We start from the raw sequence: 23,989 nt of genomic DNA on the forward strand, positions 1-23,989 counted from the left end.
TGCAGCCCACTCAAAATCAAAGCATCCTGACCCTAGGGATACAGAGGCGACGGTAGCACCGAGCCATTTTTACGGTGAGAGAACAATGCTCCATCTCGCGAAGCCGCATGGGGAGAATACTCTCCTAGGGCAAGTAGCGGGGGGCAACCAACCGTAACCCTTATGTCAGAAACAGGTGAAACCACACGCCTATTTCGCCGCAGCCTTTTCCAGCGCCGGGCGGATGGTGCTGTCGATCACCCGTTCGGTAATCGGCCCGGCAAAGCGCAGCATGATGGTGCCGTCACCCGCGATCACATAGGTCTCGGGCACGCCATAGACGCCCCAGTCGAGGGCGGTGCGCCCCTGCTCGTCACGACCCAGCGCGACAAAGGGATTGCCCAGTTCGTCCAGAAAGCCCTGCGCGTTTTCCACCTTGTCCTTGTAGTTTATGCCGTAGATCGGGATGCCCTCGCCCGCGAGCTTTTCAAGGCTGGGATGTTCGGCCCGACAAGGCGCGCACCAGCTGGCCCAGTAATTGACCAGCTTCACCGTTCCGTCGCGCATCGTCGCATCGTCAAAGCCCGGCGCGCCGGGAAAGGCGGTCAGCACCAGCGGCGGCGCGGGTTGCCCCTCGCGCGCCGAGGGCAGCGCCTCGGGATCGTCGCGGAACATGCCGACGGCGGCCAGCAGAACGAAGGCGCCGAAAATCAGCGGCGGCGCCACCATCAGCGGCGAGATCCTAGCCATTGCGCGACATCCTCTGTTCGATCTTTTCCATCTCGGCGCGCAGCTTGCGGCCGCGCCGCAGGCTGAGCACCACCAGACCGATCAGCAGCACCAGCGAGGCGCCATAGGCGCTCAGCACCGTGGCGGCATATTTGCCCAGATCGGGGATCATCCGTTTGCCCTTTCCCGTGCGATCAGCGCCTTGATCCGACGCGCCCGGATCTCGGTTCCGGTGCGGTAAAAGACCAGCGTCACGAACAACAGGCCAAAACCCAGCAGACACAGAAGCAGCGGATAGGCATAGACATTGCTCACCTTCTCCTCGGTATCGGTGCCACTGACCGCGCCCGCGCGCAACACCGAGGCCCCTTGATGCAGGCCCTGGTTCCAGAAATAGACCGCATAGCGGCTGAGCACCGCAAAGACCGAGCCGACAAGGCACAGGACCGAGGTCAGGTCGGCGGCGGTATCACCATCCTCGATCGCCTCCCACAGGGCCATGTAGCCGAGGTAGAACAGGAACAGCACCAGGAACGAGGTCAGGCGCGGGTCCCATTCCCACCAGGTGCCCCACATGGGCTGGCCCCAGATCGCCCCGGTGATCAGCGCGATCAGCGTCATCACCGTGCCCACGGGCGCCGCCGCGCGCGCGGCCAGCGCGCTGACATGGTGGCGCCGGATCAGCCAGACCAGCGAGGTCACCAGCATCATGAACCAGACGCTGGTGGCCAGAAAGGCCGAGGGCACATGGATATAGATGATCTTGACGGTGGACCCCTGCTTGTAATCGTCAGGCGTGAAGAAAAAGCCCCAGACCAGACCACCCACAAGGGTGACCGCAGTCAGCACCCACAGCGCGGGCAGGACCCGCTCGGTCAGGGTCAGGAACTTGCGCGGGTTGGCATATTCCCAGAGCGCGTTGAGTCTCGTCGATATCGTCATGGGTCCTATCTAGTGCGAAGCGGGGCGGTTCTCAATTGACTTGCGTCAACGCAGATTGACGCGGAGGACGGCGGCGCTGGCAAAGGGGAGCAGAGCGATGACGGCGGCGGTGATCCCCGCCAGCATCAGAAGCGGCGTGGCCACCTCCATCCCCGCCGCGCCGCGCCGCGCCACCTCGGCGCCAAAGATCAGCGTGGGCACGTAGAGCGGCAGCACCAGCAGCGACAGCAGCAACCCGCCGCGCTTCAACCCCACGGTCAGCGCGGCGCCGAACGTGCCCACCACGCTCAGCGCCGGCGTGCCCAGCAAGAGCGAGACCACCAGCCAGACAAAGCCGGGGGTGGGCAGGTTCAGAAGCACCCCCAACACCGGCGCGGCCAGCACCAGCGGCAGGCCGGTGGTCAGCCAATGGGCCAGCGCCTTCATCGTCACCACCGATTCCAGCGGCAGCGGCGCGGTGGCCAGCAGGTCGAGCGTGCCATCCTCCCAATCGAGCGCCAGAAGACGGTCAAGCGACAGGAGGCAGGCCAGAAGCGCCCCCAGCCACAGCACCCCCGGCGCGATCGAGGACAAGAGCGCCGATTGCGGCCCCACCGAAAACGGCACCAGAACGGTGACGATCAGGAAAAACGCCAGCCCCAGGCCAAAGCCGCCCCCGGCCCGAAAGGCCAGTACCAGGTCGCGTTTCAACAGGGCGATCACAGGAAATCTCCATCCGGGTCGTCAAGCGGCGCCGGGCGGGCGCGATAGGGACCGACATCCAGAACCTCGCCGTCCAGTCCCAGGTCGATATGGGTGGCGATCAGGGCCGACCCGCCCTGCCCCAGATGCGCACGCACCGCATCGGCGAACATCGCCACCGCGTCGCGGTCAAGCGAGACGGTGGGCTCGTCCAGCATCCAGATGGGGCGCCCGGTCACCAACAGCCGCGCCAGACCCAGCCGCCGCTTCTGCCCAGCCGACAGATTGCCCGCGTGACGCTCGGCCAGGTCGCCCAGCGCAAAGGCATCGAGCGCCGGGGCAATATCGCGCCCGCCAAAGACGGCAGCCCAGAACAGCAGGTTCTCGGTCACGCTGAGCGTGGGTTTCAACCCGTCGGAATGGCCCGCATAGGCGATCCGGTCCTCGGCGCCCTCAATCTGGCCCGCCAGCGGCGGTTGCAACCCAGCCAGCGTGCGCAGCAGCGTGGTCTTGCCCGCGCCGTTGGGGCCGCGCAGGATCAGCGCGCGGCCGGGGGCGAGCGCGAAACTCAGCCCCTCGAGCACGGGAATGCCGCCGCGGGCAATGGCAAGATCGGTGACGGTGAGTGTCATGCTCCTCGCTTATCCCATTGGCGCGGGGGGCAAAAGGCGGGATTTGCCGCATCGGGGACGCTTTGCGCCTTGCGGACGGGAGCGAGGGGCGCCGCCCCTCGCGCTCCCCGGAGTATTTGTGGCGAAATGAAGCGCAGGGTCAGACCGGGAGCGCGGCCAGCGCGATGCGGCGGCCCTCGCCCAGGAGCACGTTATAGGTGCGGCAGGCTGCGGGCGAGGTCATCGCTTCGACCCCCAGTCCGGCCTGTTCGAGGCTCTGGCGCAGGGCCTGCGGGATATGGGCAACCTCGGCACCGGTGCCGATAAAGAGTACATCGACCTGCCCCGCCAGCGCCAGCAGCGGGGCGGTATCCTGGTATCCGGTCCAGGGCGCGGGGCCGTCGGGGCCGGTCAGCAGCGCGCCCTGATGAACCTCGCCGCCGATGCGGAAGAAACCCGGCCCGTAGCCATCGACCGGGCGGGCACCGGAATAGGTCACTTCGGTCAGGCGCATGGTCACTCTCCCAGGGTCCAGAATGGCAGCCCCGCCAGCGCCGCGCCCAGGATCAGCCCATAGGCGGCAAGGCGATAGGCCCGCTCGTATCCCGGCACAAATAGCGCCGCGCCCAGCATCGTGCCAAGCATATTCGGCACGATCAGCGCCAGTCCGGTGACGATCCAGGCCGGATCAAGCCGCCCGGCCAGCCCCATCATCGCCAGCACCATCCAATCATAGCCGAAGAGGTAGAAAGTGATATTGGCCCGGATCGCCGCCGCCGGTTTGGGGCTGGCCATATAGACAAATATCACCGGCGGACCGGGCAGGCCCGCCACCCCGCCCAGAAAGCCCGAGGCGGCGCCGGTGGCGGTCACGGCACCGGGTCGCAGCGCGCCGTGATAGCGCCAGCCCAGCACCAGCCCGGCCAGCATGGTCAGCGACACGCCCGAGACCAGCAGGCGGAACAGGCCCGGTTCGAGCAGGAACAGCATGTAGAGCCCCAAAGGCAGGGCCACCGCCGCCCCGAGCAATAGCCGCGCCAGATCGCCCCTGTCCACATGCCGGGCGGCACGCGGCAGCATCGGCAGCGGACCGACGATATCGGTCAGCACCAGCGTGGTGATCGCGGCCACCGGCCCCAGCACGATCCCCGCCAGCGGCAGATAGATCAGCGCAGTACCGAAACCCGCAAAACCGCGGGTGCAGCCGGCCAGAAAGGCCGCTCCGATCAGCAGGGCGATTTCAGGAGTGGAAAGGGCGAGGAGCGGTTCCATTGCGGGCAGCCTGCCCCGATCCCGACCGCGCCTCTAGCGCCAAGACGGGACCGGGAATGGCACCAGTTCTCAGGCGTCGATATCGGCGAACTGGTTGCCCGAGGTATTGGTGGGCTTGGACCAGTCGCGCTTGACCCCCAGCCACAGCAGAATGGTCGAGGCCACGAAGATCGAGGAATAGGTCCCCACCACGATGCCCCAGATCATCGCAAAGACAAAGCCGCGGATCACGTCGCCGCCCAGCACGTAGAGCGAGATCAGCGCCAGCAGCGTGGTGATCGAGGTCATCAGGGTCCGGCTCATCGTCTCGTTGATCGAGAGATTCAGGACCTCTTTCAGATCCTTCTGCTTGTACTTGCGCAGGTTCTCGCGGACCCGGTCGAACACCACCACGGTATCGTTCAGCGAATAGCCGACAATGGTCAGCAGCGCGGCGATGATGGCCAGGTCAAAGCGGATCTGAAGTTCGGAGAAGATGCCGATGGTCAGGATCACGTCATGCACCAGCGCGGCCACCGCGCCCAGGGCGAACTGCCATTCGAAGCGCAGCCAGATATAGACCAGAACCGCCAGGATCGCGAGACCCACCGCCAGGACCGCGGTCTGGATCAGCTCTCCCGACACCTTGGGGCCGACCGATTCGACCGAGACGAACTTGATGTCCGGGGCGACGCCGCGCAGCGCGTCCTGCACCTTGGCAATGGTTTCGGCCTTGACCGCCTCGGCCTCGTCCTGGGCCTGGATGCGGATCATGGCCACGTTCTCGTCAGGGCCGAAGGTGGGGTCGAACACCTCGGTGATCGAGACATCGCCCAGCCCCAGCGGGTCGAGCGCGCCGCGATAGGCGCCCACATCCACGGCCTGGGTGCTTTCGGTGCGCACCGTGGTGCCGCCGCGAAAGTCGATACCGAAATTCAGGCCCTGGATCAGGAACGAGGCAAAGCCGATCACGACCATCAGCGCCGAGATGCCCAGCCAGACCCGCCAGCGCTTGAAGAAATCGAACGTCGTATCGTCAGCAATGAGTTTCAGGCGCATGTCAGACCTCGATCGTCTTGGGACGGCGGCGTTCGAACCAGGTCACCACCAGCAGGCGGGTGACAAAGATCGCGGTGAAAACCGAGGTGAGAATGCCCAGCCCCAGCGTGATGGCAAAACCCCGAACCGGACCCGAGCCCATGGCGAACAGGATCACCGCCGTGATGAAGGTGGTGATGTTGGCGTCCAGAATGGCGCTGAGCGCCTTTTCGTACCCCAGTTCGATGGCCCGTGCCGGGCCTTTGGCGGTTTTCAGCTCTTCGCGGATCCGCTCGAAGATCAGCACATTGGCGTCCACCGCCATGCCGACCGTGAGAACGATGCCCGCGATGCCCGGCAGGGTCAGCGTGGCGCCGATCACCGACAACAGGCCAAACAGAAGGCCCACGTTCACGACCAGCGCGATATTGGCGAAGATGCCGAACAGGCCATAGCTGGCCCACATGAAGCCCAGCACCGCCACGAATGCGACCACGGTCGCGACCTTGCCCGCGTCGATGCTGTCCTGCCCCAGTTCCGGGCCGATGGTCCGTTCCTCGAGGAATTCCAGCCCCGCAGGCAGGGCGCCGGCGCGCAGGAGAACGGCCAGATTGGTGCTTTCCTCGACGGTGAAATTGCCGGTGATGATGCCCGAGCCGCCGGGGATGTGGCTCTGGATGACCGGGGCGCTGATCACCTCGCCATCCAGTGTGATGGCAAAGGGCGCGCCGACATTGTCGCGGGTGTAATCGCCGAACTTGCGCGCGCCAGAGGTATTGAAGCGGAAGTTGACCGCCGGGCGGCCGTTCTGGTCAAAGGCGGGCTGGGCGTCGACCAGTTCCTCGCCGGTGACCACGGGGGCGGATTCGATGGTGTAGAACACGCCTTCCTGATCCAGCGATGGCGCCAGTTTCTCGCCCACGCCGACACGGGCATTGGCATCGGTGCCGCGCGAGACAACCGGGTTGAAGGTCAGCTGTGCGGTGGTGCCGATGATCTCTTTCAGTTCCGAGGCGCTGCCGATGCCGGGCACCTGTATCAGGATGCGGTCGGCGCCCTGACGTTGGATGGTGGGTTCGCGGGTGCCGACCTCGTCGATGCGGCGGCGCACGATTTCCAGCGCCTGGCGCACGGTGCGGTCATCGGTGGCAAGGCGCTCGGCCTCGCTGAGGGTCACGACGATCTCGTCCCCCTCACCGCGTACCTCGATATCGTTCGATCCGGCCCCGGTCAGGGTCTGGATCGGGCGGGCCAACCCACGCACCAGTTCCAGCGCGCGGCTCATGCCCTCGGGCTGGCTGATCTTGACCCGGATCTCGTCGGGTTTCGAAGGCTGCTTGCGGATGGTGCCGACAGTCGCCCGCGCGTCACGCAGGGTGTTGCGGATTTCGGGCCACATGGCGTCCATCCGGGCGGCATAGACATCCGACACCTTCACTTCGGCCAGCAGATGCGCACCGCCCCGCAGGTCGAGCCCCAGATTGACCAGCGAGGACGGCATCCAGCCGGGCCACTGCCCCGCCGCCGCCGTCAGTTCGGGCGTTTCGCCGCGCAGCTCGATCGCGGCGCGGGCGTCGTTGCTCTGTTCAACGCGGGTATAGAACGCGTTCGGCAGGGCCAGAACCAGCCCGCCGATACAGACAAGCCAGATCAGGACCCGTTTCCAGGTATCTATTTGCAGCATGACCCTGCCTTTTTTCGCCTCGGCCGGCTTACTTCGCCGGTTCGGTCTTGTTCAGCACCTGCGCGATGGTGGACTTGACCACGCGCACCTTGACGCCCTCGGCGATCTCGACCTCAAGCTCGCCGTCTTCCTTGACCTTGGCGACCTTGCCGATCAGCCCGCCCTGGGTGATCACCTGATCGCCGCGACGCAGGGCGCTGACCATGGCCTGATGTTCCTTGACCTTCTTCTGCTGCGGCCGGATCAACAGGAAATACATGATCGCGAAGATCAGGATAAGCGGGAGAAACTGGGCGATTGCGCCACCATCCATGGGACATTCCTTTGTGCTGAGTGGCGGGGAGCGGCCCCGCGAAATTTCCGGGAACCTATGCGCAGAACCGTGGCATTGCAAGCCGCCCCGGGCGCGATATGGGGGCTATGCTTGTCGAAGCGCACAGCTATAGTCGAAAGGCCCAAGACAGAAAAAGGTGACAGATGCTCCGCTCCCTGATTGCCCTGATCCTGACCGTGCTGGTGCTGAGCGGCCTTCCGGCGCTTGCGCAGCAGGATACGCCCGACGAGGGTATCGAACGGACCGACCTGTTTTCCCCGGTCATCGTCGACGGTGAGCGTTTGTTTGTCCTGCGCGGCGCCAGCGGCCTGCCTGCCGAACGGCGTGCCGCCGAGGTGGTCGAACGGATCGAGGCGATTGCCGCCGCGTCCATGGCCGAGAGTGTCACGATCACCACCCAGCCCAATGCCTTCGGCATCGCCATCCTGGCCGACGGGGTCGAGGTCGTGACCGTCACCACAGCGGATGCAAGGCTGGAGCGGCTGGATATCGACACCCTGATCGAGGTGCAGGGCAATGCGATCCGCGACGCGATCCTGAACTATCGCTCCGCCCGCACCGACAGCGCACGACTGGAAAGCGCTATCGAAGCGCTGGCCTGGACCGGTGGCTTTGTCCTGTTCACCTTGATCGGCTTCTGGATCCGGCGGCGGCTGAACCGTATTTGTACACGCCTTGTGCGACGCTATTTCGCCGGACTGGAATCCGCCACCAATGCCCAGGTTCAGGCTGACGCCATCGCCGCGCTGATCCGCTTTGGCCTGAACTTCGTGCTGCTGGCGCTGTTTTTCCTGGGCGTCTACTATTATCTCTCGCTGGTGCTGCTGTCCTTTGCCGAAACCCGCTATGTGGCGCAGTTGCTGCTGACCTATGTGACGACACCGGTCCTGAACATCGTGTTCGGCTTTGTCGGCTATCTGCCCAACCTGATCACCCTGGCAATCATCGCGCTGATCACCCGCTATGTGATCCGGGGTCTCAAGGTGTTCTTTGACGCGGTCGAGGCGGGCAGTTTCGATCTGGGCGATTTCGAACGGCACTGGATCGGCCCCACCTTCAACATCCTGCGCGTGGTGGTGGTGATGATCGCGCTGGTGTTCTCGTTTCCCTATATTCCCGGCTCGGATTCGGCCGCCTTTCAGGGGCTGACGATCCTTGTGGGCGCAATGCTGTCGCTGGGGTCGAACTCGGTGATGAACAACGTGATCTCGGGGCTTTTCGTGATCTATCGCCGCTCGACCTCGATCGGCGACCGCATCCGCATCGGCGAGCATGTGGGTGACGTGGTGCAGATCAAGCTGATGGAGACGCACCTGAAGTCGATCAAGAACGAGATGATCTCGATCCCCAACGCGCAGCTGCTGAATTCGGACGTGATCAACTATACCAAGCATATCGATGGCAACGGCCTCCTCGTCTACACCACCGTCGGCATCGGATACGAGGAACCCGCCGACAAGGTCGAGGCGATGCTGATCGAGGCGGCGCAGCGCACAAAGGGGCTCAAGGCCAGGCCAGCACCCTTTGTCCTGTGGTCGGCGCTGGCCGATTACGCGGTCAACTACCAGATCAACGCCTATACCACGCGCGGCGCCATCATCCCCAAGATCACCTCGGATCTGCATCGCAACATCCTGGATGTGTTCACCGAAAACGAGGTGCAGATCATGACCCCCTCGTATATCGCCGACCCGCCCGAACCCAAGATCGCGCCGGCCGGCTGGGACGGGGTGCTGGCGCATCAGCGCAAAGAGATGTAAGCGGCGCCAGAGTCACGCAAAACCCGTTGCAAAACGCCGCGAATCGGCGCTTTGATTTTTTCGCGCAAGCCGCCAAGCGCGGGGCCCACCCCCTTTCTCCGGTCCGGAAGGCGGCCCGGCCATCCTTTACAGAAGGAACAGGCGCATGATGATGGTGCGCTGCTATCTCGCCCCCTCCGAAATCGAAGGGCTGGGGGTATTCTGCCATGACGACATCGCCCGGGGCGACAAGGTCTGGCGCCATGACAAGATGCTCGACATCACCTTTCCCGAAAGCAAGCTCGACAATGTCGAACCGCATGTGAAGGAATTCCTGGAGCGTTACAGCTATCCCGATATCAACCGGCCCGGATACCTCATCCTGGAAAGCGACGAGGGCCGGTTCATGAACCATTCGATGTATCCCAATCTGGATTTCTCGGATGGGATCTGGGGCGTGGCGCTGACCGATATTCCGGCGGGCACCGAGCTGACCTGCGACTATGCCGATTTCCTGACCGGCGTGATCCACATGCAGCCGCCGCGCCACAAGATCGCGGCCCCCCGCGTCGCCTTCAGCTGAGTCGGGCCGCAAGATCAACCGGGGGCCGGGAGCAACACCCGGCCCCTTTCTCTGTCCGCAAGCCGGCGGGGGCGCTACACCCCGGCGCGCGGATGGTGCATAACCGGGCCAGTGAATCACCCAGTCCAAGGACCAGACCCATGCACGACATCCGCGCCATCCGCGAGAACCCCGCCGCATTCGACGCCGCGCTTTCGCGCCGTGGGAGCGCGCCGGTGTCGTCGGACATCCTGGCCCTGGACGAAGCCCGCCGGGGCAAGATCCTGGCTGCCGAGACCGCTCAGGCCGAACAGAACAAGGCCAGCAAGGAAGTCGGCGCCGCCAAGGCACGCGGTGACGAGGCCGAATTCGAGCGCCTGCGCGCGCTGGTGGCCGACAAAAAGGCCGAGATCGCCGCGATGCAGGCCGAGGCCAAGGAGCTGGACACCCAGTTGACCGACCTGCTGGCGGGCCTGCCCAACCTGCCCGCCGAGGACGTCCCGCAAGGGGCGGACGAGGCAGACAACGTGGAACTGCACCGCTGGGGTACCCCGCGCCAGATGGATTTCGCGCCCAAGGAACATTTCGACCTTGCCTCGGTTCAGGACGGCATGGATTTCGAGACCGCCGCCAAACTGTCGGGCGCGCGGTTCGTGCTGCTCTCGGGCGCCGTGGCCCGTATCCACCGGGCTCTGGCGCAATTCATGCTCGACACCCATAGTGAACAGAACGGGTTGACCGAGGTGAACGGTCCGGTGCTGGTCCTGTCCGAGATGATGTATGGCACCGGCCAGCTGCCGAAATTCGGCGAGGACAGCTATCAGACCCGCGAGGGTTGGTGGCTGATCCCCACATCCGAAGTGTCGCTGACCAACATCGTCAATGGCGCGACCATTGCCGAGGATTACCTGCCGCGCCGCTATACCGCCCATTCGCTGTGCTTCCGCTCCGAGGCGGGCTCGGCCGGCAAGGATACCCGCGGCATGCTGCGCCAGCACCAGTTCGAAAAGGTCGAAATGGTCTCGGTCACCCATCCCGATCATTCCGACGACGAGCAAAAACGCATGCTGCGCTGCGCCGAGGGTATTCTCGAGGCGCTGGGGATTCCCTATCGCACCATCGTGTTGTGCACTGGCGACATGGGGTTCGGCGCCCGGCGCACCTATGACATCGAGGCCTGGCTGCCCGGCCAGGACACCTATCGCGAGATCAGCTCGGTCTCGACCTGCGGCGATTTCCAGGCCCGCCGCATGAATGCGCGCTTCAAACCCGCCGATGGCGGCAAGCCGCAATTCGTGCACACGCTGAACGGCTCGGGCCTGGCGGTGGGGCGCTGCCTGATCGCGGTGCTGGAGAACGGCCAGAACGCGGACGGTTCGGTCACCCTGCCCCAGGCGCTGGCCCCCTATCTGGGCGGCAAGCTGACGCTGAAAACGGACGGCACCCTGAGCTGATCTCAGGGAGCCACCCCCGACCGGAACGAGGCGAAGACGTTACTTCTTCGCCTTTTTCTTTGCCTTCTTCTTGTCCTTGTCGTCCTTTTTCTTGCCGGACTTCTTCTTGCCGGACTTCTTCTTGTCCGACTTCTTCTTGACCTTGGCTTCGGCCTTGCGGATTTTCTCTTCGAAATCCTTTTTCTTCTGCTTGGCCTTCTCTGCCTTTGCCGCTGCCTTGGCCTTTTTGCGGGCCTTGGCGTCGGCCTCGGCCTGTTCGGCCAGGGCCGCTGCCTCGCCCGCCCGGACCTCGGCCTCGCTTGCCTCGTCACGGGGGGACGCGGGCTTGGCGGGTGCCGACTGCGGGGGGGCCGCGGTGGCGGGTTTGGCCCGGACAGGGTCGGACTTCTTTGCCGTTGCGCCGCGCCCGGCCACCGGGCGGCGCGTGCGAGAGGTTCGCCCTGCCGGTTTGCGGGCCGGTGCGGGGCTGGCAGCCGGTGCGGCGGTTTTCGACGGAGGCGCCGATACCAGCGCCTGCGCCGCGGCATGAATGGCCTTGGCCCTGAGCGCGCCGATGCGCGGCAGGTTCATCAACCGTTCGATGCTGGCGGCGGCAACCGCCTCGGCACTGTCAAACCCGTTCTCGGCCAGCATTCTTGCCAATGCCGGGCCAACGCCCTCGATCTTCTTGACAGGGGTCATGTCAAACTTCCTTTGCCTCCCGTTTGTCAAAGATTACTCGTTGTATACACAATCTGTCTTTCTTCCGTGCCCCCTTTTTGCGGCATACGTGGTCTAGCCGGTCACCGTCTCGACCACGTCCGCGCGTCTCGGAAAGGGCACCAGGCAACGGGCGTCCTCATCCCAGAGCTTGAGGTTCAGCGCGGCGACCGCCTCGGTAAAGCGTATGCGGCGCGGCGCGTATTCGGGCGGCAGGTTGTAATGGCAGGCCCGCAGCCGATAGGACGGGATGCGCGCGTTGAAATGATGGATATCGTGCAGGGTGATACAGGCCACGGCCATATCGAACCACCAGCCGAAATCCAGCGCCGACGACCCCTGCAACGCCGCCAGCTGCGGGTCCAGATAGGGGCGGCGGTCCCAATAGGTGTCCTCGAAATTGTGCTGGAGATAGACGAGGAACACCCCGATCATCCCGCCCAGAAAGGAAAAGCCCAGCCAGACCAAAAGACCGGTCATCCCCGCCAGCGCCCAGAGCAGGGCCAGAAAGACGACAATGGAAAGATTGTGCAGCAGCACCCCGCGCGCCCCGAACCGGGTCGCGTTCTTGGGCCAGCGGTAGCGGATGAAATAGGTGAACGCCGCCCCCAGCGGGATCAGGATGAACGGGTTGCGATAAAGCCGATAGGCGAGCCGCGTGCGCCAGTCGGCCCCCCGCCATTCCCGCAGGGTCATGGTGTGGATCTCGCCGGTCTCGCGGTGTTCCAGATTGCCCACCCCCGCATGATGCAGGTTGTGGTTCTGCTTCATCACCTCGAAGGGCGCAAATGTGAAGGGCGACAGGACGTGACCGGCCAGTTCGTTCTGCGTGCGCGTCTCGAACAGGGAATGGTGGCCGCAATCATGTTGAAGAACGTAGAGCCGCACAGCGGCAAAGGCAAAGACCACCCCGGCGGGCACCAGCACATACCAGCGATCCACATGGGTGATCGCCAGAGAGAGCGCAGTAAAATAAACCGCGAATGTCCCGAAATAGCTCAAAGCGGCAAGGCGGTTGTCCTGCACCGCGTATTGACGTGTGTATGCTCTCAGATCCATCTCCGCACCGCTCCCTCGGATGGCCGGGTTCTCTTGCAACAGACGACTTGGGTGCGCGACGCAGGAATGACAAGCGCGCCGCGACAAAGAAACCTTTGCGTACATAGTGATAGCGCCGCAAGCGGGTATTTGTCACCCGCTGCGACAATAAGCATCGCATGCTGGCATGCGTCTGCGACCTAGCCGCGCGACTTGAGGTGCTTGGTCAGGGCGCCGGCATTCTTCTTGCGCCGGCCCTTGTAGGGGTTCTTGTCCCCCTGCCCGCGCAGTGTCAGGCGGATCGGCGTACCCGGCATGTCGAAATCGGCGCGCAGACCGTTGACCAGATAGCGCGAATAGCTTTCGGGCATCTTGTCGGGATGGCTGCACATCACTACGAATCCCGGCGGCCGGGTTTTGGCCTGGGTCATGTAGCGCAGCTTGATCCGCTTGCCCTGCGGCGCGGGCGGCGGATGCTGTTCCAGCATGCCGATCAGCCAGCGGTTCAGCGCGGCGGTGGGAATGCGGCGGTTCCAGACCGCATGGGCGCGCAGGATGGCGTCATGCAGACGGTCGAGCCCGCGCCCGGTCTTGGCCGACACGGTGACCAGCGGCGCACCGCGCAGCTGCGGCAAGAGCCGGTCAAAGCTTTCCTTTAACTCGCGCAGCTTGTCCTGCTTGTTTTCCTCGACATCCCATTTGTTGACGGCGATCACCACGGCGCGGCCTTCGCGCTCGGCCAGGTCGGCGATGCGCAGATCCTGCTGTTCAAAGGGGATGGCCGCGTCGAGCAGCACCACCACGACCTCGGCAAACTTGACCGCGCGCAGCCCGTCCGAGACCGAGAGCTTCTCCAGCTTTTCCTGCACCTTGGCCTTCTTGCGCATGCCGGCGGTGTCGAAAATCCGCATCGGCGTGCCGTCCCAGTCGATCTGGAGCGAGATGGCATCACGGGTAATCCCCGCCTCGGGACCGGTCAGCAGACGCTCTTCGCCCAGGATGCGGTTGATCAGAGTCGACTTTCCTGCATTGGGACGGCCCACCACCGCAACCTGAAGCGGCTTGTCTGCGGTGATGACGGGAGCCTCCTGCACGCCGCCCTCGGCGTCATCCTCTTCACCCTCGGGGTCGAGGTCGACGTCGGTTTCCGGCGCCTGCTCTTCGGCGGCCTTCTCCATCTTGTCGGCCAGCGGCATCAGGATGGCATAGAGATCGTTCAGCCCCTCGCCGTGTTCGGCGCTGAGCCGGATCGGCTCGCCCAACCCCAGCCCATAGGCCTCGATCACGCCGGCATCGGCGGCCGCGCCCTCGGCCTTGTTGGCGGCCAGGATCACGTGCGCCGAGCGGCGACGCAGGATATCGGCGAAGATCTCGTCATTGGGGGTCACGCCAGCACGGGCGTCGATCATGAACAGGCAGATATCGGCCATGTCCACCGCCCGCTCGGTCAGCCGCCGCATCCGGCCCTGCAGACTGTCGTCGGTGGCGTTTTCCAGCCCCGCGGTGTCGATCACCGTAAAGCGCAGATCGCCCAGTCGCGCCTGCCCTTCGCGCAGGTCGCGGGTCACGCCCGGCTGGTCGTCGACCAGCGCCAGCCGTTTGCCGACCAGACGGTTGAACAGGGTGGATTTGCCCACATTGGGCCGCCCCACGATGGCGAGGGTCAGAGACATGGCACTCTACTTTTCTAGACTCAGACGCGCCCTATAGCGCGTCCACGCGTCAACGGAAAGCGTGCAGTTGGCCCTTGGTCCCAACGACATAAAGGGTATTGCCCGCCACCACCGGCCCGGTGGTGGCCCCGCCCGGCACCTCGACCCGGCTGATCATCGCCCCATCCTCGGGGTTGTAGAGCCGCAGGTAGCCGTCATTTGAGGCGACGATTACCCGCCCACCGGCCAGAACCGGGCCGTAATGGGCATAGCTGGCGCCGCGCTTCTTGGGCTTGTCCTTGACGAAACCGGGCAGGTCCTGCGCCCAGATCACGCTGCCGTCGCTGGCGTCGAGGCGGACGATCTGGCTGCGGTCGCTGACCAGGAACACGCTGTCACCCGCCGGCCAGACCGGTCCCAGCGCGCCTTCGGTCGCGGTCCACAGCCGCTCGCCATTGTCGGCGCGAAACGCCACGGTGCGACCCGAATGGTTGCCCGCGTAAACGGTCGACCCCTGGATCACCGGGCTGCCGGTGACATCGCCGATCCGCGCCGCCGCGCGGCCTTTGCGCTGTCCCGAAACCGAGGCGCCCCAGCGGCGTACCCCGCCTTGGCGGAAGCTGCCGATCAGGTCGCCCGAGCCAAAGGCAAAGATCACCAGGTCCGAGGTCATCGCCGGCGCCGGTGCGCCCAGGACGTTGCCGACGCTGGGCGTGGCCTGAACCTGCCAGGCGATGCGCCCGTCCTTGATGTTGATGGCCCAGCCGGTATCGTCTCCGGCCACCAGATAGAGCAGCCCGTCGCGGATGGTCGGCGTGCCCGAACCGGTGGCGTTCAGCTTCTGCTGCCAGCGCACCGCGCCGGATTTCGCGTCGAGCGCGGTCAACAGACCATAGCCGGACGAGACATAGAGAATGCCATCGGCATAGGCCATGCCACCGCCGGTGGCCTGTCCCTCATCTTCGCCCGGCGGCACCAGATCGGTCTGCCAGGCCAGCCCGCCACCCGGGGTCACGCCCGAAACGCGCGCCGCGCTGTCGAGCGTATAGATCAATCCGCCCGCCACCACCGGATCGGCGGTGATGCGCTGGCGTCTCTCGTCGCCCGAGCCAATCGGGGTCGACCAAATCAGTTGCGGCGAGCTGCGCAGCGCCGGGTGGGCGGTGCGGAACGCTTCGGTTCCCGGTGCCTGCGCCCAGGCGCTGTTGGCCTGTTGCGCCGGCAGGCGGATGGCACGGCCCTGATTGACAGCCTTGTCGGTAGCCCCGGCGCGGATATCCTCACGCTCACCGGGCAGGATCACCTCAGGTTCGGCGCAGGCAGAGAGCAGCAGCAGCGCGCTGCCCATCAGGGATGCCCCAATCCGGGAGAAAGAGCTGGTCACCATGGTCGAATTCGCCTGTCTTTCGTTTTCTCTTTGCCGCCGCGCGGCGCTGTCCGTGTCCCGGGCTCAGCCCTGGCGGGTGGGCAACGGTGCGGGTTCGGCGCCCAGCGCCACCATCAACTGAGTTGCGCGCTGTTGCAAGTCTGTGCTGACCTCGGCGTCCTCGCGAATGGATTGCAGCCGGGCCAGTGCGGCCTCGGTGTCGCCTTCGGCGATGTCGATCAACGCCATTTGTTCCAGCGCCAGAAGGCGCAGCGGTGCGCCGGGCAGCGCCAGGGCCTCGAAACGCTGACGGCGGTCGCCCACAGACAGAGTGTCGGCCTGCAAAAGCAACGCTTTGAACGAAGCAATCTCGCGATAGATCGAAGGTAAATCACCTTGCACTGCAAGGCTCTCAAGCCGGCTGATGGCAGCGGTCTTGTCACCCTTGCCGGTTTCGGCCGCTGCCGACAGCAGCGCCAGAACCGCCGCACCACCTGTGCTGTCGGGTTCAATCCCCTCGAGCGCCTCGGCGCGAGCGGCGGCATCGTTGGAGGATAACGCCGCAATCACCGCGTCGCCCAGGGCCTCTGCCTTGGCGGTCGCCTGGGCCTTGGAATACTCGTTCCAGCCCGCGCCGCCGACGATGGCCAGCACCGCCAGCCCGCCGATCCAGCCCCAGCGCTTGAGCAGCAGGAACATGCGATCGCGGCGAACCTCTTCGGTGACCTCGTCAATGAAACTGTCGGTGTCGCTCATGCCTGGCCCCTGCCCTGTTGTCCTGACCTTTTCCGGTTCCGGCCTCTCATACCGCGCGCCACGCGGCAAGCCAAGAGGCTGCAGACTTGCATTTTTCTTGCCCATTTGCCCCAATGGGGCGAAAAATCAAATGAACTGAGCGGTTCAGTATGGACAAGACGTTACGGAAACCCCATGTCTCTGCGCAAACGGCTCGGGATGCGTATTTAACCCGGGTCGGACTGAAGAAAGGCATTTGATGCGACTGGTACCCTTCCTAACGGCGATCTTGGTAACCGTCACACTTTACATGATGGTTTTCGAACGCGAGACACTGATGGTCTTTGCGAAAGCCGAGTCCGCCAGTCAGGCCGTAACGGCCAGTCCGCCTGCCGCTGATACCGCCGGTGCCGCTTTTGCCGATACTGCTGCTATCGGAGTGGTCGTGCTCCGCTCGCAGGCGACCGAGATCGACAGCGCGGTGGTGCTGCGCGGCCAGACCCGCGCCATACGCCAGGTCGAAGTACGGGCCGAGACCACCGGAGCAGTAATTTCGGAACCCAAGCGCAAGGGTAGCTTTGTCGAGGCCGGCAATCTGCTGTGTGAACTCGACCCCGGCACCCGCCCCGCCAGCCTGGCCGAGGCGCGCGCGCGCAAGGCGCAGGCCGAAAGCTCGATGCCCGAGGCCGAGGCGCGGTTGGACGAGGCCAAGGCGCGGCTGAAAGAGGCGCGCATCAACGACAATGCCGCTCAGAAACTGGCCGAGACCGGTTATGCCTCGGAAACCCGCCGCGTATCGACCGAGGCCGCGGTCCGGTCGGCCGAGGCCGGGATCAAGGCCGCCGAGGCGGGGCTGGAAACCAGCCGCGCCAGCATCGAGGCCGCCACCGCCGCCGTGGCCGCCGCCCAGCGCGAGATTGACCGACTGACCATCGAGGCCCCGTTTCAGGGCCTCTTGGAAAGCGACACCGCCGAGCTGGGCAGCCTGCTGCAACCCGGCGCGCTTTGCGCCACCATCATCCAGCTCGACCCGATCAAGGTGGTGGGCTTCATCCCCGAGACCGAGGTGAACCGGGTGCAGGTCGGTGCGCTGGCCGGGGCCGAACTGGCCACCGGGCTTCAGGTGCAGGGTCGTGTCACATTCCTCAGCCGCTCGGCGGACGCGACCACCCGCACCTTCGAGGTCGAGATCACCGTCGCCAATCCCGAACTGCTGATCCGCGATGGCCAGACCGCGACAATCGCGATCTCGTCCGACGGCGCCAAGGCGCACCGGCTGCCCCAATCGGCGCTGACGCTGAACAACGAGGGCGAGTTGGGCGTGCGTACCGTCGAAGAGGGGAACAAGGTGGGTTTTGTCCCGGTTGAACTGGTGCGCGACACCCCGACCGGCATCTGGGTGACCGGCCTGCCCGAACAGGCCAATGTGATCGTGGTCGGTCAGGATTTCGTGACCGAGGGCGTGACCGTGGAACCGACCTGGCGGGAGGCTTCTGAATGACCGGCATCGTCGACTGGGCCGCGTCCCGGGCGCGGATGGTTCTGGCCTTTATCGCCATCTCTCTGCTGATCGGCGGCTTTGCCTATGTGAGCCTACCCAAGGAGGGCGAGCCGGATATCGAGATCCCGGCGTTGTTCGTCTCGGTCAGCTTTCCCGGCATTTCCGCCGAGGATAGCGAAAGCCTTCTGGTCAAGCCGATGGAGACCGAGCTGGCCGATCTGGACGGGCTGAAGAAGATGTCGGCCACCGCGGCCGAGAACTATGCCGGCGTGGCGCTGGAGTTCGAGTTCGGCTGGGACAAGACCGCTATCACCGCCGATGTGCGCGACGCGATGAACACCGCCCAGGCCAGTTTCCCCGACGGGGCCGAGCAATATACGCTGACCGAGATCAACTTTTCAGAATTTCCTATCGTCATCGTCAACCTGACCGGTTCGGTGCCCGAGCGTACCATGGCGCGGGTTGCCAAAGACTTGCAGGACGATCTGGAATCGCTCGACTCGGTGCTCGAAGCCGGGATTGCTGGCAATCGCGACGAAATGCTCGAGGTGATCATCGACCCGCTGCGGCTCGAGGCCTATAACGTCACCGCGCTCGAGCTGATCAACGTGGTGCAGAACAACAACCAGTTGATCGCGGCGGGTGAGATCGAGAGCGAACAGGGCGCCTTCGCGGTCAAGATCCCCTCGTCGTTCAAAACTGCACGCGATGTCTATGACCTGCCGATCAAGGTCAATGGCGACCGGGTGGTGCGGCTGGGCGAACTGGCGCAGATCAACTACACCTTCGAAGACCGCAAGGGCACCGCGCGGTTTGACGGCGAGAACACCGTCGCGCTGCAAGTGGTCAAGCGCAAGGGCTTCAACCTGATCGACACGGTCGAACAGGTGAAGGAGACCGTGGCCAAGGCCCGCGCCGCCTGGCCGCCCGAACTGCAGGCCGCCGTTCAGATGGGCACCTCGAACGACCAGAGCCGGGTCGTGGGCTCGATGGTCAGCCAGCTCGAAGGCTCGGTCCTGACCGCGATCGCGCTGGTGATGATCGTGGTGCTGGCCAGCCTGGGCAGCCGCGCGGCGCTGCTGGTGGGCTTTGCCATCCCGACCTCGTTCCTGCTGTGTTTCGCCTTTCTGGCGGCGATGGGCGTGTCGATCTCGAACATCGTGATGTTCGGTCTGATCCTGGCGGTGGGGATGCTGGTCGACGGCGCCATCGTGGTGGTGGAATATGCCGACAAGCGGATCAAGGACGGCATCGGCCCGATGCATGCCTATGTCGAAGCGGCGCAGCGGATGTTCTGGCCGGTGGTCTCGTCCACGGCGACCACACTCTGCGCCTTTCTACCGATGCTGTTCTGGCCCGGCGTGCCGGGCGAGTTCATGGGGATGCTGCCGGTCACGCTGATCTTCGTGCTGTCAGCCTCGCTGGTGGTGGCTTTGATCTATCTGCCGGTGATGGGCGGCGTGTCCGGACGCATCAGCCGGTTGTTCAACCGCATGTCCGACTGGCTGCGCGCACGCACGCCCTGGGTGGTGCGCGCGGCCCTGGTTCCGCCCGCGCTCTACGGCATGTTCCTGGGTGCGATGCAGCTGTTGAACCCCGCCTATCTGCTGCCGACCGGAGCGCCGGGCGGGACGCTTGTCGGCGCTGTGCTGTTCCTCATGTCGGCCTTTGCGGCCTCGGTCACGCTGGGCGCGGCCCGGATCGAGATGCCCCAGCGTCGTGTCCCCGCCCCCGGCGGGCACACGCCCTTTGGCCATGTGATCAAGTTCATCGCCGGCAACCCGGTGATGCCCATCGTTTCGATCTTTGTGGTGTTCTTCGCCGTTTATCAGGTGGTGTTCGTCATCTTCCCCGAGCGCTCTCTGGGGGTCGAATTCTTTGTCGAAAGCGAACCGGAACAGGCCACCACCTATGTCCGCGCGCGGGGCAACCTGTCGCTGGCGGAAAAGGACGTTCTGGTGCGCCAGGCCGAAGAGGTGATCGCGGCCCATCCGGCGGTGGTCAACGTGTTTGCCTTTGCAGGCGAAGGCGGGTTGAACCAGAACAACGGCGGCGCCCAGGCGCCCGCCGATACCGTCGGCCAGATCCAGTTCGAGATCATCCCGTGGGAAGACCGCCCAACCGAGACCCACCCGCTGAGCGGCTGGCTGGGTAGCCGGCTGAGCGCCTGGCTCGGTTTCGAGGAAGAGGTGGTTGCCGCCGAATATGACGGCGATTTCGTGCTGGAACAGCTGAGCAACGAACTGGCAAAACTGCCCGGCATGGTGGCCGAGATCGAAGCGCTGGGCCGTGGCCCGGCCTCAGCCAAGCCCGTCCATCTGCGCATCAAGGGCGACGATTGGAACACGCTGCTGGCCACCACCGGCCAAGCGCGCGCGAAATTCGAAGAAACGGCAGGCCTGATCAAGATCGACGATAACCTCCCCCTGCCCGGCATCGACTGGCAGATCGACGTGGACGTGGCCAAGGCGGGCCGCTTCGGCGCCGATGTGGCCACCGTGGGCGCCATGGTGCAGCTGGTCACGCGCGGCGTGTTGCTGGGCGAATACCGCCCCGCCGATGCCGATGACGAGATCGAGATCCGCGTCCGCCTGCCGGAAAAGGACCGGGTGCTGAGCACGCTCGACACGCTCAAGGTACGCACGCCCGAGGGGCTGGTGCCGCTGTCGAACTTCATCAGCCGCAAACCGGTCGAGAAACTGGCCAAGATCAACCGCGTCGATCAGAAACGCTATTTCGACGTCAAGGCGGATGTGGAGCCGGGCCTGTTCAAACTGGTCTCTGCCGACGATCCGCAGGTGGAACTGGCCGTGCTGCGCGCGCTGCCGCAAGGGGTGACGCCAACCGGCGAGGTGTTAACCCGCCCCGCTGATGGCGCACTGTTCCAGATCGTGAGCATTGGCGGCTTCGAAAGCGCCGCCGCCGCACGCGACGCCGTCGACACCGGCAACGCACGCTTTGCACCGATCAATGCCAACGAGCGTATTCTCACCCTGACCCAGTGGTTGGAGACCGACCCGTTCGGCCCGGCGGTGGAATGGGAATGGACCGGCGATCAGGAGGACGAGAAGGAAAGCCAGGAATTCCTGTCCAAGGCCTTTGCTGCTGCGCTGGGACTGATGTTCATCATCCTGCTGGCGCAGTTCAACAGCTTCTACAACTCGGTGCTGGTGCTGCTGGCGGTGATCCTCAGCACCACGGGCGTGCTGATCGGCATGATGGTGATGGGACAGCCCTTCTCGGTGATCATGACCGGCACCGGCATCGTGGCGCTGGCCGGGATCGTTGTGAACAACAATATCGTGCTGATCGACACCTATCAGGAATACAGCCGCTATATGCCCCGGATCGAAGCCATCGTGCGCACCGCCGAGGCGCGGATCCGTCCCGTGCTGCTGACCACGATCACCACCATGGCGGGTCTGACGCCGATGATGTTCGGGCTCAGCCTCGATTTCATCAATGGTGGCTATTCGATCGACAGCCCCACCGCGCTGTGGTGGAAACAGCTGGCCACGGCGGTGGTGTTCGGCCTGGGTATCGCCACCGTGCTGACCCTTGTGGTGACACCCTCCCTGCTGGCGCTCCGCGTCTGGGCATCGACCTATCTGGTGATGATCGGGCGCGGCCTGGCACGGATCACAGCAGGACGCTCCAGCCGCATCGCCCGCGATATGATCCTGCGCCGCTCGGCCAAGCGGCTGAAGGCGACCGAGATCATCTGGGACCCGATGCTTGCCCCCACGCCGCCGCAGATCGCGTCGGAGCAGCCGCTTAAGGCCGCGGAATAAGCGCCTCTGCGCGGCGAGTCGCTGTCGGTGTAACGCTGCTACTCCGCTCGAAACACCGACCCGACCGCGAGCCTGAGACCAGCAACTAACCACAAATTGGGCGCAATCCTCAGCTTTCAGGGGCGATCGTTTCCAGTTTCTCTGCGAATTTCGGAAAAACCATCTCGAAACATGGCAAAATCTTGCAAAGATTGAGGCAAAATAGCATTCTTTCCCTCAACATTGATATGATCCGGCATGAGAAGGAAACCAGCACAATGTTCAGTAAGAGTTTCGCTGTTGCGAGTGCCGCTCTCTCGGCACTGGTTCTGACAACACAAACCGCGTCCGCGCAGACCTTTAGATGGTCGCACTGGTGGGGTGGCTGGAGCTATGGCGGCGGGAGCGGCAGTAGTGGTGGCACCAGTTCCGCTGTACCTGAGATCGACGCGTCCACCGGGGCGTTGGCCCTCGCAGCCGTTGCGGCAGGCTTGCTGCTTGCGCGCGAGTTGCGCCGCCGCAAGACCCGCTAAACGCACGCTTCAAATCAACGACCAGTCGCCGGTGATCAGCGCAGTCAGCGCGATAATGCCATTGGCGACTGCGTGAGCCGCGACGGCGTCGCTCAGACGTCCCTTGCGCATAGCGATCCAGGCAAAGATAAGACCAGCCAATCCGGCCTCGACCACCCGTCCGTGCAGCAGAGCAAATGAAAGGCTGGTGACTACCACCGCCAGCGCCCTCTGCCACGGTGCCGGGCCATTCAGCAGCCGTAATAAATATTCTCTGAAGAATGCTTCTTCGATCACCGGCACCAACAAAGTTGTGCCGAGGATTCGGCACAACACCCAGCCCGCCAGCGCCGCGCCGGTCAGGTCTGACAGACCCGCAGGTGCAGGGCCGCCACGAAAGGTCAGGAGCCAGCCCACTCCCACCGCCACCCCGGCCAAAAGGGCTATGGGGTCCAACCGCCGGTCGAAAGCGAGCAGCGGCTTGCGGAACAGCCACAGTGCCACGGCCATCAAAGCGACCTGAAGCGGATATCCAAGCGCCGGAGATTGCCAGAGGCTCTGCACCAGCAGGCCCGACAGCATGAAAACGATGAATGGCGCGATCAGCGCCGCATTGGTGTCATGGCGAAAGGCAGTGCGCGGCTCTGAACTCGGTGCCACAACACTCGCCCGGTGCAACGAAGGTCGCGACTGCACCACCCAGATCACCCCCAGCGCCAACAGGGTAAAGAACAGCCAGCCGGCAAAGCTGTGAAACCCGTTCACCGCCAATTCCGGAGAAATCCGTGCCCCGATGGCGATCAGCGCAGCGATGCGCAACACGTTGAACACCCAGCTGACCAGCAATGCCAACGGAAAAACGATCAACCAGAACCGGCCCAAGCGTAGCGTGTCACGCATCAGAACCGAGTATATCACGAAAAATCCGGTGGTTAGGGCAAAACCCTCGATCCCCGAACAGGTGCCCGCCATTTCGACAAAAAAGTCCTCGGTACCAATGGTGGCCACCTCTGGCGTCAGCACCACGTGAAAGCCCAGTGCCGCCAGCACCACCGCCACCCCATAGAAGGTGACCAGGATCAGGCCGCGAAATGCCCACCAGAACGGCGCCAGCGCATCGGCCAGATCAGGGATCAACGCCGCCACCAGCACCACCAGCGCGAGACCTGCGCCACCCTCACGCAGCAGACCGAACATTTGGCGGCGCGGCACCAGCAGGAACAGCGCGCCCGTTGTCGCCAGAACCGCCCCCGCCAGCAGCGTGGTCAGATGCGCCTGGAAATCTGCGTTCAGACTGGCCGGATCCGCCCTGAGCCAGGGCACAAAAATCAGGCCCAACCCGATCAGATGCACCGCCCACCAGCGCCGCGCCTCGCTATCGGCGGTGTCGGCGGCGCTTATCAGACGGCGGCGCAGATGCGGGCGGAACCAGATGAACAGGCCCAGACCGATGCCGACACAGAGGATACGGATGGTGGCGCTGCGCAGCGCGCGGCAGGCGGTCTCGATTTCGGTCAGGCGGCATTCGACCGAGGAAAAAATCTGAAAGATCAGGACGATGGCCAGCATCTCCAGAGCAAAAAGAACCGTCAGCTTATAAAATTGGTGCCGCAACGCCGCGTCGATCCTCGTAACGCGCCCGCAACCCACGGGCGCGTCATAGCTATCGCGCGAAAAGGGCATCACTGTGAAGGACAAATGACGCTTCCATG

The 23,989-nt window shown here is 64.4% G+C and carries 22 protein-coding genes; 6 read left to right on the top strand and 16 right to left on the bottom strand.

All coding sequences use genetic code 11. The annotated features are described in order from the left end of the window. Positions 1 to 189: 189 nt before the first annotated feature. The 10 genes from AC2FNY_RS03695 to yajC all read right to left on the bottom strand — a co-directional run bounded on the left by AC2FNY_RS03695 (position 190) and on the right by yajC (position 7,228). The gene (locus AC2FNY_RS03695) at positions 190 to 729 is read right to left on the bottom strand and encodes a DsbE family thiol:disulfide interchange protein (RefSeq protein WP_234136346.1); all 540 of its coding nucleotides are present in this window, start codon (positions 727 to 729) and stop codon (positions 190 to 192) included. Continuing rightward, on the bottom strand, positions 722 to 880 hold the full coding sequence (gene ccmD / locus AC2FNY_RS03700) for a heme exporter protein CcmD (protein ID WP_234136345.1): 159 nt from the start codon (positions 878 to 880) through the stop codon (positions 722 to 724). Before ccmD ends, AC2FNY_RS03695 begins: the two co-directional genes overlap by 8 nt. After that, positions 877 to 1,650: a heme ABC transporter permease CcmC gene (gene ccmC, locus AC2FNY_RS03705; RefSeq protein ID WP_234168847.1), complete on the bottom strand. Its 774-nt coding sequence runs from the start codon at positions 1,648 to 1,650 to the stop codon at positions 877 to 879. Before ccmC ends, ccmD begins: the two co-directional genes overlap by 4 nt. A gap of 45 nt (positions 1,651 to 1,695) precedes the next feature. Next, positions 1,696 to 2,352 (bottom strand): heme exporter protein CcmB, encoded by a 657-nt coding sequence (ccmB, locus tag AC2FNY_RS03710; protein ID WP_234168846.1) that lies wholly within the window; start codon positions 2,350 to 2,352, stop codon positions 1,696 to 1,698. Further along, a complete protein-coding gene (gene ccmA, locus AC2FNY_RS03715) occupies positions 2,349 to 2,963 on the bottom strand; it encodes a heme ABC exporter ATP-binding protein CcmA (protein ID WP_496801667.1) in 615 nt (204 codons plus the stop codon). Before ccmA ends, ccmB begins: the two co-directional genes overlap by 4 nt. Before the next feature lie 139 nt (positions 2,964 to 3,102). After that, on the bottom strand, positions 3,103 to 3,456 hold the full coding sequence (locus AC2FNY_RS03720) for an Mth938-like domain-containing protein (RefSeq protein ID WP_234168842.1): 354 nt from the start codon (positions 3,454 to 3,456) through the stop codon (positions 3,103 to 3,105). Positions 3,457 to 3,458: 2 nt separating this feature from the next. Then, on the bottom strand, positions 3,459 to 4,214 hold the full coding sequence (locus AC2FNY_RS03725; RefSeq protein WP_234143855.1) for a sulfite exporter TauE/SafE family protein: 756 nt from the start codon (positions 4,212 to 4,214) through the stop codon (positions 3,459 to 3,461). Positions 4,215 to 4,283: 69 nt separating this feature from the next. Next, positions 4,284 to 5,252: a protein translocase subunit SecF gene (gene secF, locus AC2FNY_RS03730; RefSeq protein WP_496801668.1), complete on the bottom strand. Its 969-nt coding sequence runs from the start codon at positions 5,250 to 5,252 to the stop codon at positions 4,284 to 4,286. 1 nt (position 5,253) lies between these two features. After that, positions 5,254 to 6,915, bottom strand: a complete 1,662-nt coding sequence (gene secD, locus AC2FNY_RS03735; RefSeq protein WP_234136338.1) for a protein translocase subunit SecD — start codon at positions 6,913 to 6,915, stop codon at positions 5,254 to 5,256. Between the two features lie 28 nt (positions 6,916 to 6,943). Beyond that, positions 6,944 to 7,228 (bottom strand): preprotein translocase subunit YajC, encoded by a 285-nt coding sequence (gene yajC, locus AC2FNY_RS03740; protein WP_234136337.1) that lies wholly within the window; start codon positions 7,226 to 7,228, stop codon positions 6,944 to 6,946. A gap of 164 nt (positions 7,229 to 7,392) precedes the next feature. Here yajC and AC2FNY_RS03745 point away from each other — a divergent pair, with 164 nt between their 5' ends. The 3 genes from AC2FNY_RS03745 to serS all read left to right on the top strand — a co-directional run bounded on the left by AC2FNY_RS03745 (position 7,393) and on the right by serS (position 11,004). Next, positions 7,393 to 9,009 (top strand): mechanosensitive ion channel family protein, encoded by a 1,617-nt coding sequence (locus tag AC2FNY_RS03745; RefSeq protein ID WP_496801669.1) that lies wholly within the window; start codon positions 7,393 to 7,395, stop codon positions 9,007 to 9,009. Between the two features lie 145 nt (positions 9,010 to 9,154). Next, on the top strand, positions 9,155 to 9,571 hold the full coding sequence (locus tag AC2FNY_RS03750; RefSeq protein ID WP_234136335.1) for an SET domain-containing protein: 417 nt from the start codon (positions 9,155 to 9,157) through the stop codon (positions 9,569 to 9,571). 140 nt (positions 9,572 to 9,711) lie between these two features. Continuing rightward, positions 9,712 to 11,004 carry a serine--tRNA ligase gene (serS, locus tag AC2FNY_RS03755; protein WP_496801670.1) on the top strand — a complete coding sequence of 431 codons (1,293 nt, stop codon included), beginning with the start codon at positions 9,712 to 9,714 and terminating at the stop codon, positions 11,002 to 11,004. Between the two features lie 39 nt (positions 11,005 to 11,043). Here serS and AC2FNY_RS03760 read toward each other — a convergent pair whose 3' ends face one another. The 5 genes from AC2FNY_RS03760 to AC2FNY_RS03780 all read right to left on the bottom strand — a co-directional run bounded on the left by AC2FNY_RS03760 (position 11,044) and on the right by AC2FNY_RS03780 (position 16,515). Next, positions 11,044 to 11,685: a helix-hairpin-helix domain-containing protein gene (locus AC2FNY_RS03760; RefSeq protein WP_234136333.1), complete on the bottom strand. Its 642-nt coding sequence runs from the start codon at positions 11,683 to 11,685 to the stop codon at positions 11,044 to 11,046. 93 nt (positions 11,686 to 11,778) lie between these two features. Beyond that, positions 11,779 to 12,762: a fatty acid desaturase gene (locus AC2FNY_RS03765; RefSeq protein ID WP_496801671.1), complete on the bottom strand. Its 984-nt coding sequence runs from the start codon at positions 12,760 to 12,762 to the stop codon at positions 11,779 to 11,781. Positions 12,763 to 12,941: 179 nt separating this feature from the next. Then, the gene (gene der, locus AC2FNY_RS03770; RefSeq protein ID WP_234183311.1) at positions 12,942 to 14,414 is read right to left on the bottom strand and encodes a ribosome biogenesis GTPase Der; all 1,473 of its coding nucleotides are present in this window, start codon (positions 14,412 to 14,414) and stop codon (positions 12,942 to 12,944) included. A gap of 49 nt (positions 14,415 to 14,463) precedes the next feature. Then, positions 14,464 to 15,741 carry a PQQ-like beta-propeller repeat protein gene (locus AC2FNY_RS03775; protein ID WP_496801672.1) on the bottom strand — a complete coding sequence of 426 codons (1,278 nt, stop codon included), beginning with the start codon at positions 15,739 to 15,741 and terminating at the stop codon, positions 14,464 to 14,466. A gap of 102 nt (positions 15,742 to 15,843) precedes the next feature. Further along, complete coding sequence (locus AC2FNY_RS03780) at positions 15,844 to 16,515, bottom strand: tetratricopeptide repeat protein (RefSeq protein WP_496801673.1); 672 nt, start codon at positions 16,513 to 16,515, stop codon at positions 15,844 to 15,846. 238 nt (positions 16,516 to 16,753) lie between these two features. Between AC2FNY_RS03780 and AC2FNY_RS03785 the strand changes: the two genes are divergently transcribed. The 3 genes from AC2FNY_RS03785 to AC2FNY_RS03795 all read left to right on the top strand — a co-directional run bounded on the left by AC2FNY_RS03785 (position 16,754) and on the right by AC2FNY_RS03795 (position 22,298). Further along, positions 16,754 to 17,995, top strand: coding sequence for an efflux RND transporter periplasmic adaptor subunit (locus tag AC2FNY_RS03785; RefSeq protein WP_234136328.1), 1,242 nt, complete (start codon positions 16,754 to 16,756; stop codon positions 17,993 to 17,995). Then, positions 17,992 to 21,786: an efflux RND transporter permease subunit gene (locus AC2FNY_RS03790; RefSeq protein ID WP_496801674.1), complete on the top strand. Its 3,795-nt coding sequence runs from the start codon at positions 17,992 to 17,994 to the stop codon at positions 21,784 to 21,786. Before AC2FNY_RS03785 ends, AC2FNY_RS03790 begins: the two co-directional genes overlap by 4 nt. A gap of 257 nt (positions 21,787 to 22,043) precedes the next feature. Then, positions 22,044 to 22,298: a VPEID-CTERM sorting domain-containing protein gene (locus tag AC2FNY_RS03795; RefSeq protein ID WP_234166257.1), complete on the top strand. Its 255-nt coding sequence runs from the start codon at positions 22,044 to 22,046 to the stop codon at positions 22,296 to 22,298. A gap of 9 nt (positions 22,299 to 22,307) precedes the next feature. Here AC2FNY_RS03795 and xrtE read toward each other — a convergent pair whose 3' ends face one another. Beyond that, positions 22,308 to 23,891 (bottom strand): exosortase E/protease, VPEID-CTERM system, encoded by a 1,584-nt coding sequence (xrtE, locus tag AC2FNY_RS03800; protein ID WP_496801675.1) that lies wholly within the window; start codon positions 23,889 to 23,891, stop codon positions 22,308 to 22,310. Positions 23,892 to 23,989: the final 98 nt, after the last annotated feature.

This window comes from Ruegeria sp. BHSC223 (assembly GCF_059613025.1).

Bases quoted from the DNA above. Each gene is read 5' to 3' on its own strand.
- ccmA (WP_496801667.1), bottom strand. From the start codon at position 2,963: ATGACACTCACCGTCACCGATCTTGCCATTGCCCGCGGCGGCATTCCC.
- secD (WP_234136338.1), bottom strand. From the start codon at position 6,915: ATGCTGCAAATAGATACCTGGAAACGGGTCCTGATCTGGCTTGTCTGT.
- AC2FNY_RS03795 (WP_234166257.1), top strand. From the start codon at position 22,044: ATGTTCAGTAAGAGTTTCGCTGTTGCGAGTGCCGCTCTCTCGGCACTG.
- AC2FNY_RS03750 (WP_234136335.1), top strand. From the start codon at position 9,155: ATGATGATGGTGCGCTGCTATCTCGCCCCCTCCGAAATCGAAGGGCTG.
- ccmC (WP_234168847.1), bottom strand. From the start codon at position 1,650: ATGACGATATCGACGAGACTCAACGCGCTCTGGGAATATGCCAACCCG.
- AC2FNY_RS03760 (WP_234136333.1), bottom strand. From the start codon at position 11,685: ATGACCCCTGTCAAGAAGATCGAGGGCGTTGGCCCGGCATTGGCAAGA.
- ccmD (WP_234136345.1), bottom strand. From the start codon at position 880: ATGATCCCCGATCTGGGCAAATATGCCGCCACGGTGCTGAGCGCCTAT.
- AC2FNY_RS03775 (WP_496801672.1), bottom strand. From the start codon at position 15,741: ATGGGCAGCGCGCTGCTGCTGCTCTCTGCCTGCGCCGAACCTGAGGTG.
- AC2FNY_RS03790 (WP_496801674.1), top strand. From the start codon at position 17,992: ATGACCGGCATCGTCGACTGGGCCGCGTCCCGGGCGCGGATGGTTCTG.
- AC2FNY_RS03725 (WP_234143855.1), bottom strand. From the start codon at position 4,214: ATGGAACCGCTCCTCGCCCTTTCCACTCCTGAAATCGCCCTGCTGATC.
- AC2FNY_RS03780 (WP_496801673.1), bottom strand. From the start codon at position 16,515: ATGAGCGACACCGACAGTTTCATTGACGAGGTCACCGAAGAGGTTCGC.
- AC2FNY_RS03695 (WP_234136346.1), bottom strand. From the start codon at position 729: ATGGCTAGGATCTCGCCGCTGATGGTGGCGCCGCCGCTGATTTTCGGC.
- AC2FNY_RS03765 (WP_496801671.1), bottom strand. From the start codon at position 12,762: ATGGATCTGAGAGCATACACACGTCAATACGCGGTGCAGGACAACCGC.
- yajC (WP_234136337.1), bottom strand. From the start codon at position 7,228: ATGGATGGTGGCGCAATCGCCCAGTTTCTCCCGCTTATCCTGATCTTC.
- AC2FNY_RS03720 (WP_234168842.1), bottom strand. From the start codon at position 3,456: ATGCGCCTGACCGAAGTGACCTATTCCGGTGCCCGCCCGGTCGATGGC.
- AC2FNY_RS03785 (WP_234136328.1), top strand. From the start codon at position 16,754: ATGCGACTGGTACCCTTCCTAACGGCGATCTTGGTAACCGTCACACTT.
- der (WP_234183311.1), bottom strand. From the start codon at position 14,414: ATGTCTCTGACCCTCGCCATCGTGGGGCGGCCCAATGTGGGCAAATCC.
- AC2FNY_RS03745 (WP_496801669.1), top strand. From the start codon at position 7,393: ATGCTCCGCTCCCTGATTGCCCTGATCCTGACCGTGCTGGTGCTGAGC.
- serS (WP_496801670.1), top strand. From the start codon at position 9,712: ATGCACGACATCCGCGCCATCCGCGAGAACCCCGCCGCATTCGACGCC.
- secF (WP_496801668.1), bottom strand. From the start codon at position 5,252: ATGCGCCTGAAACTCATTGCTGACGATACGACGTTCGATTTCTTCAAG.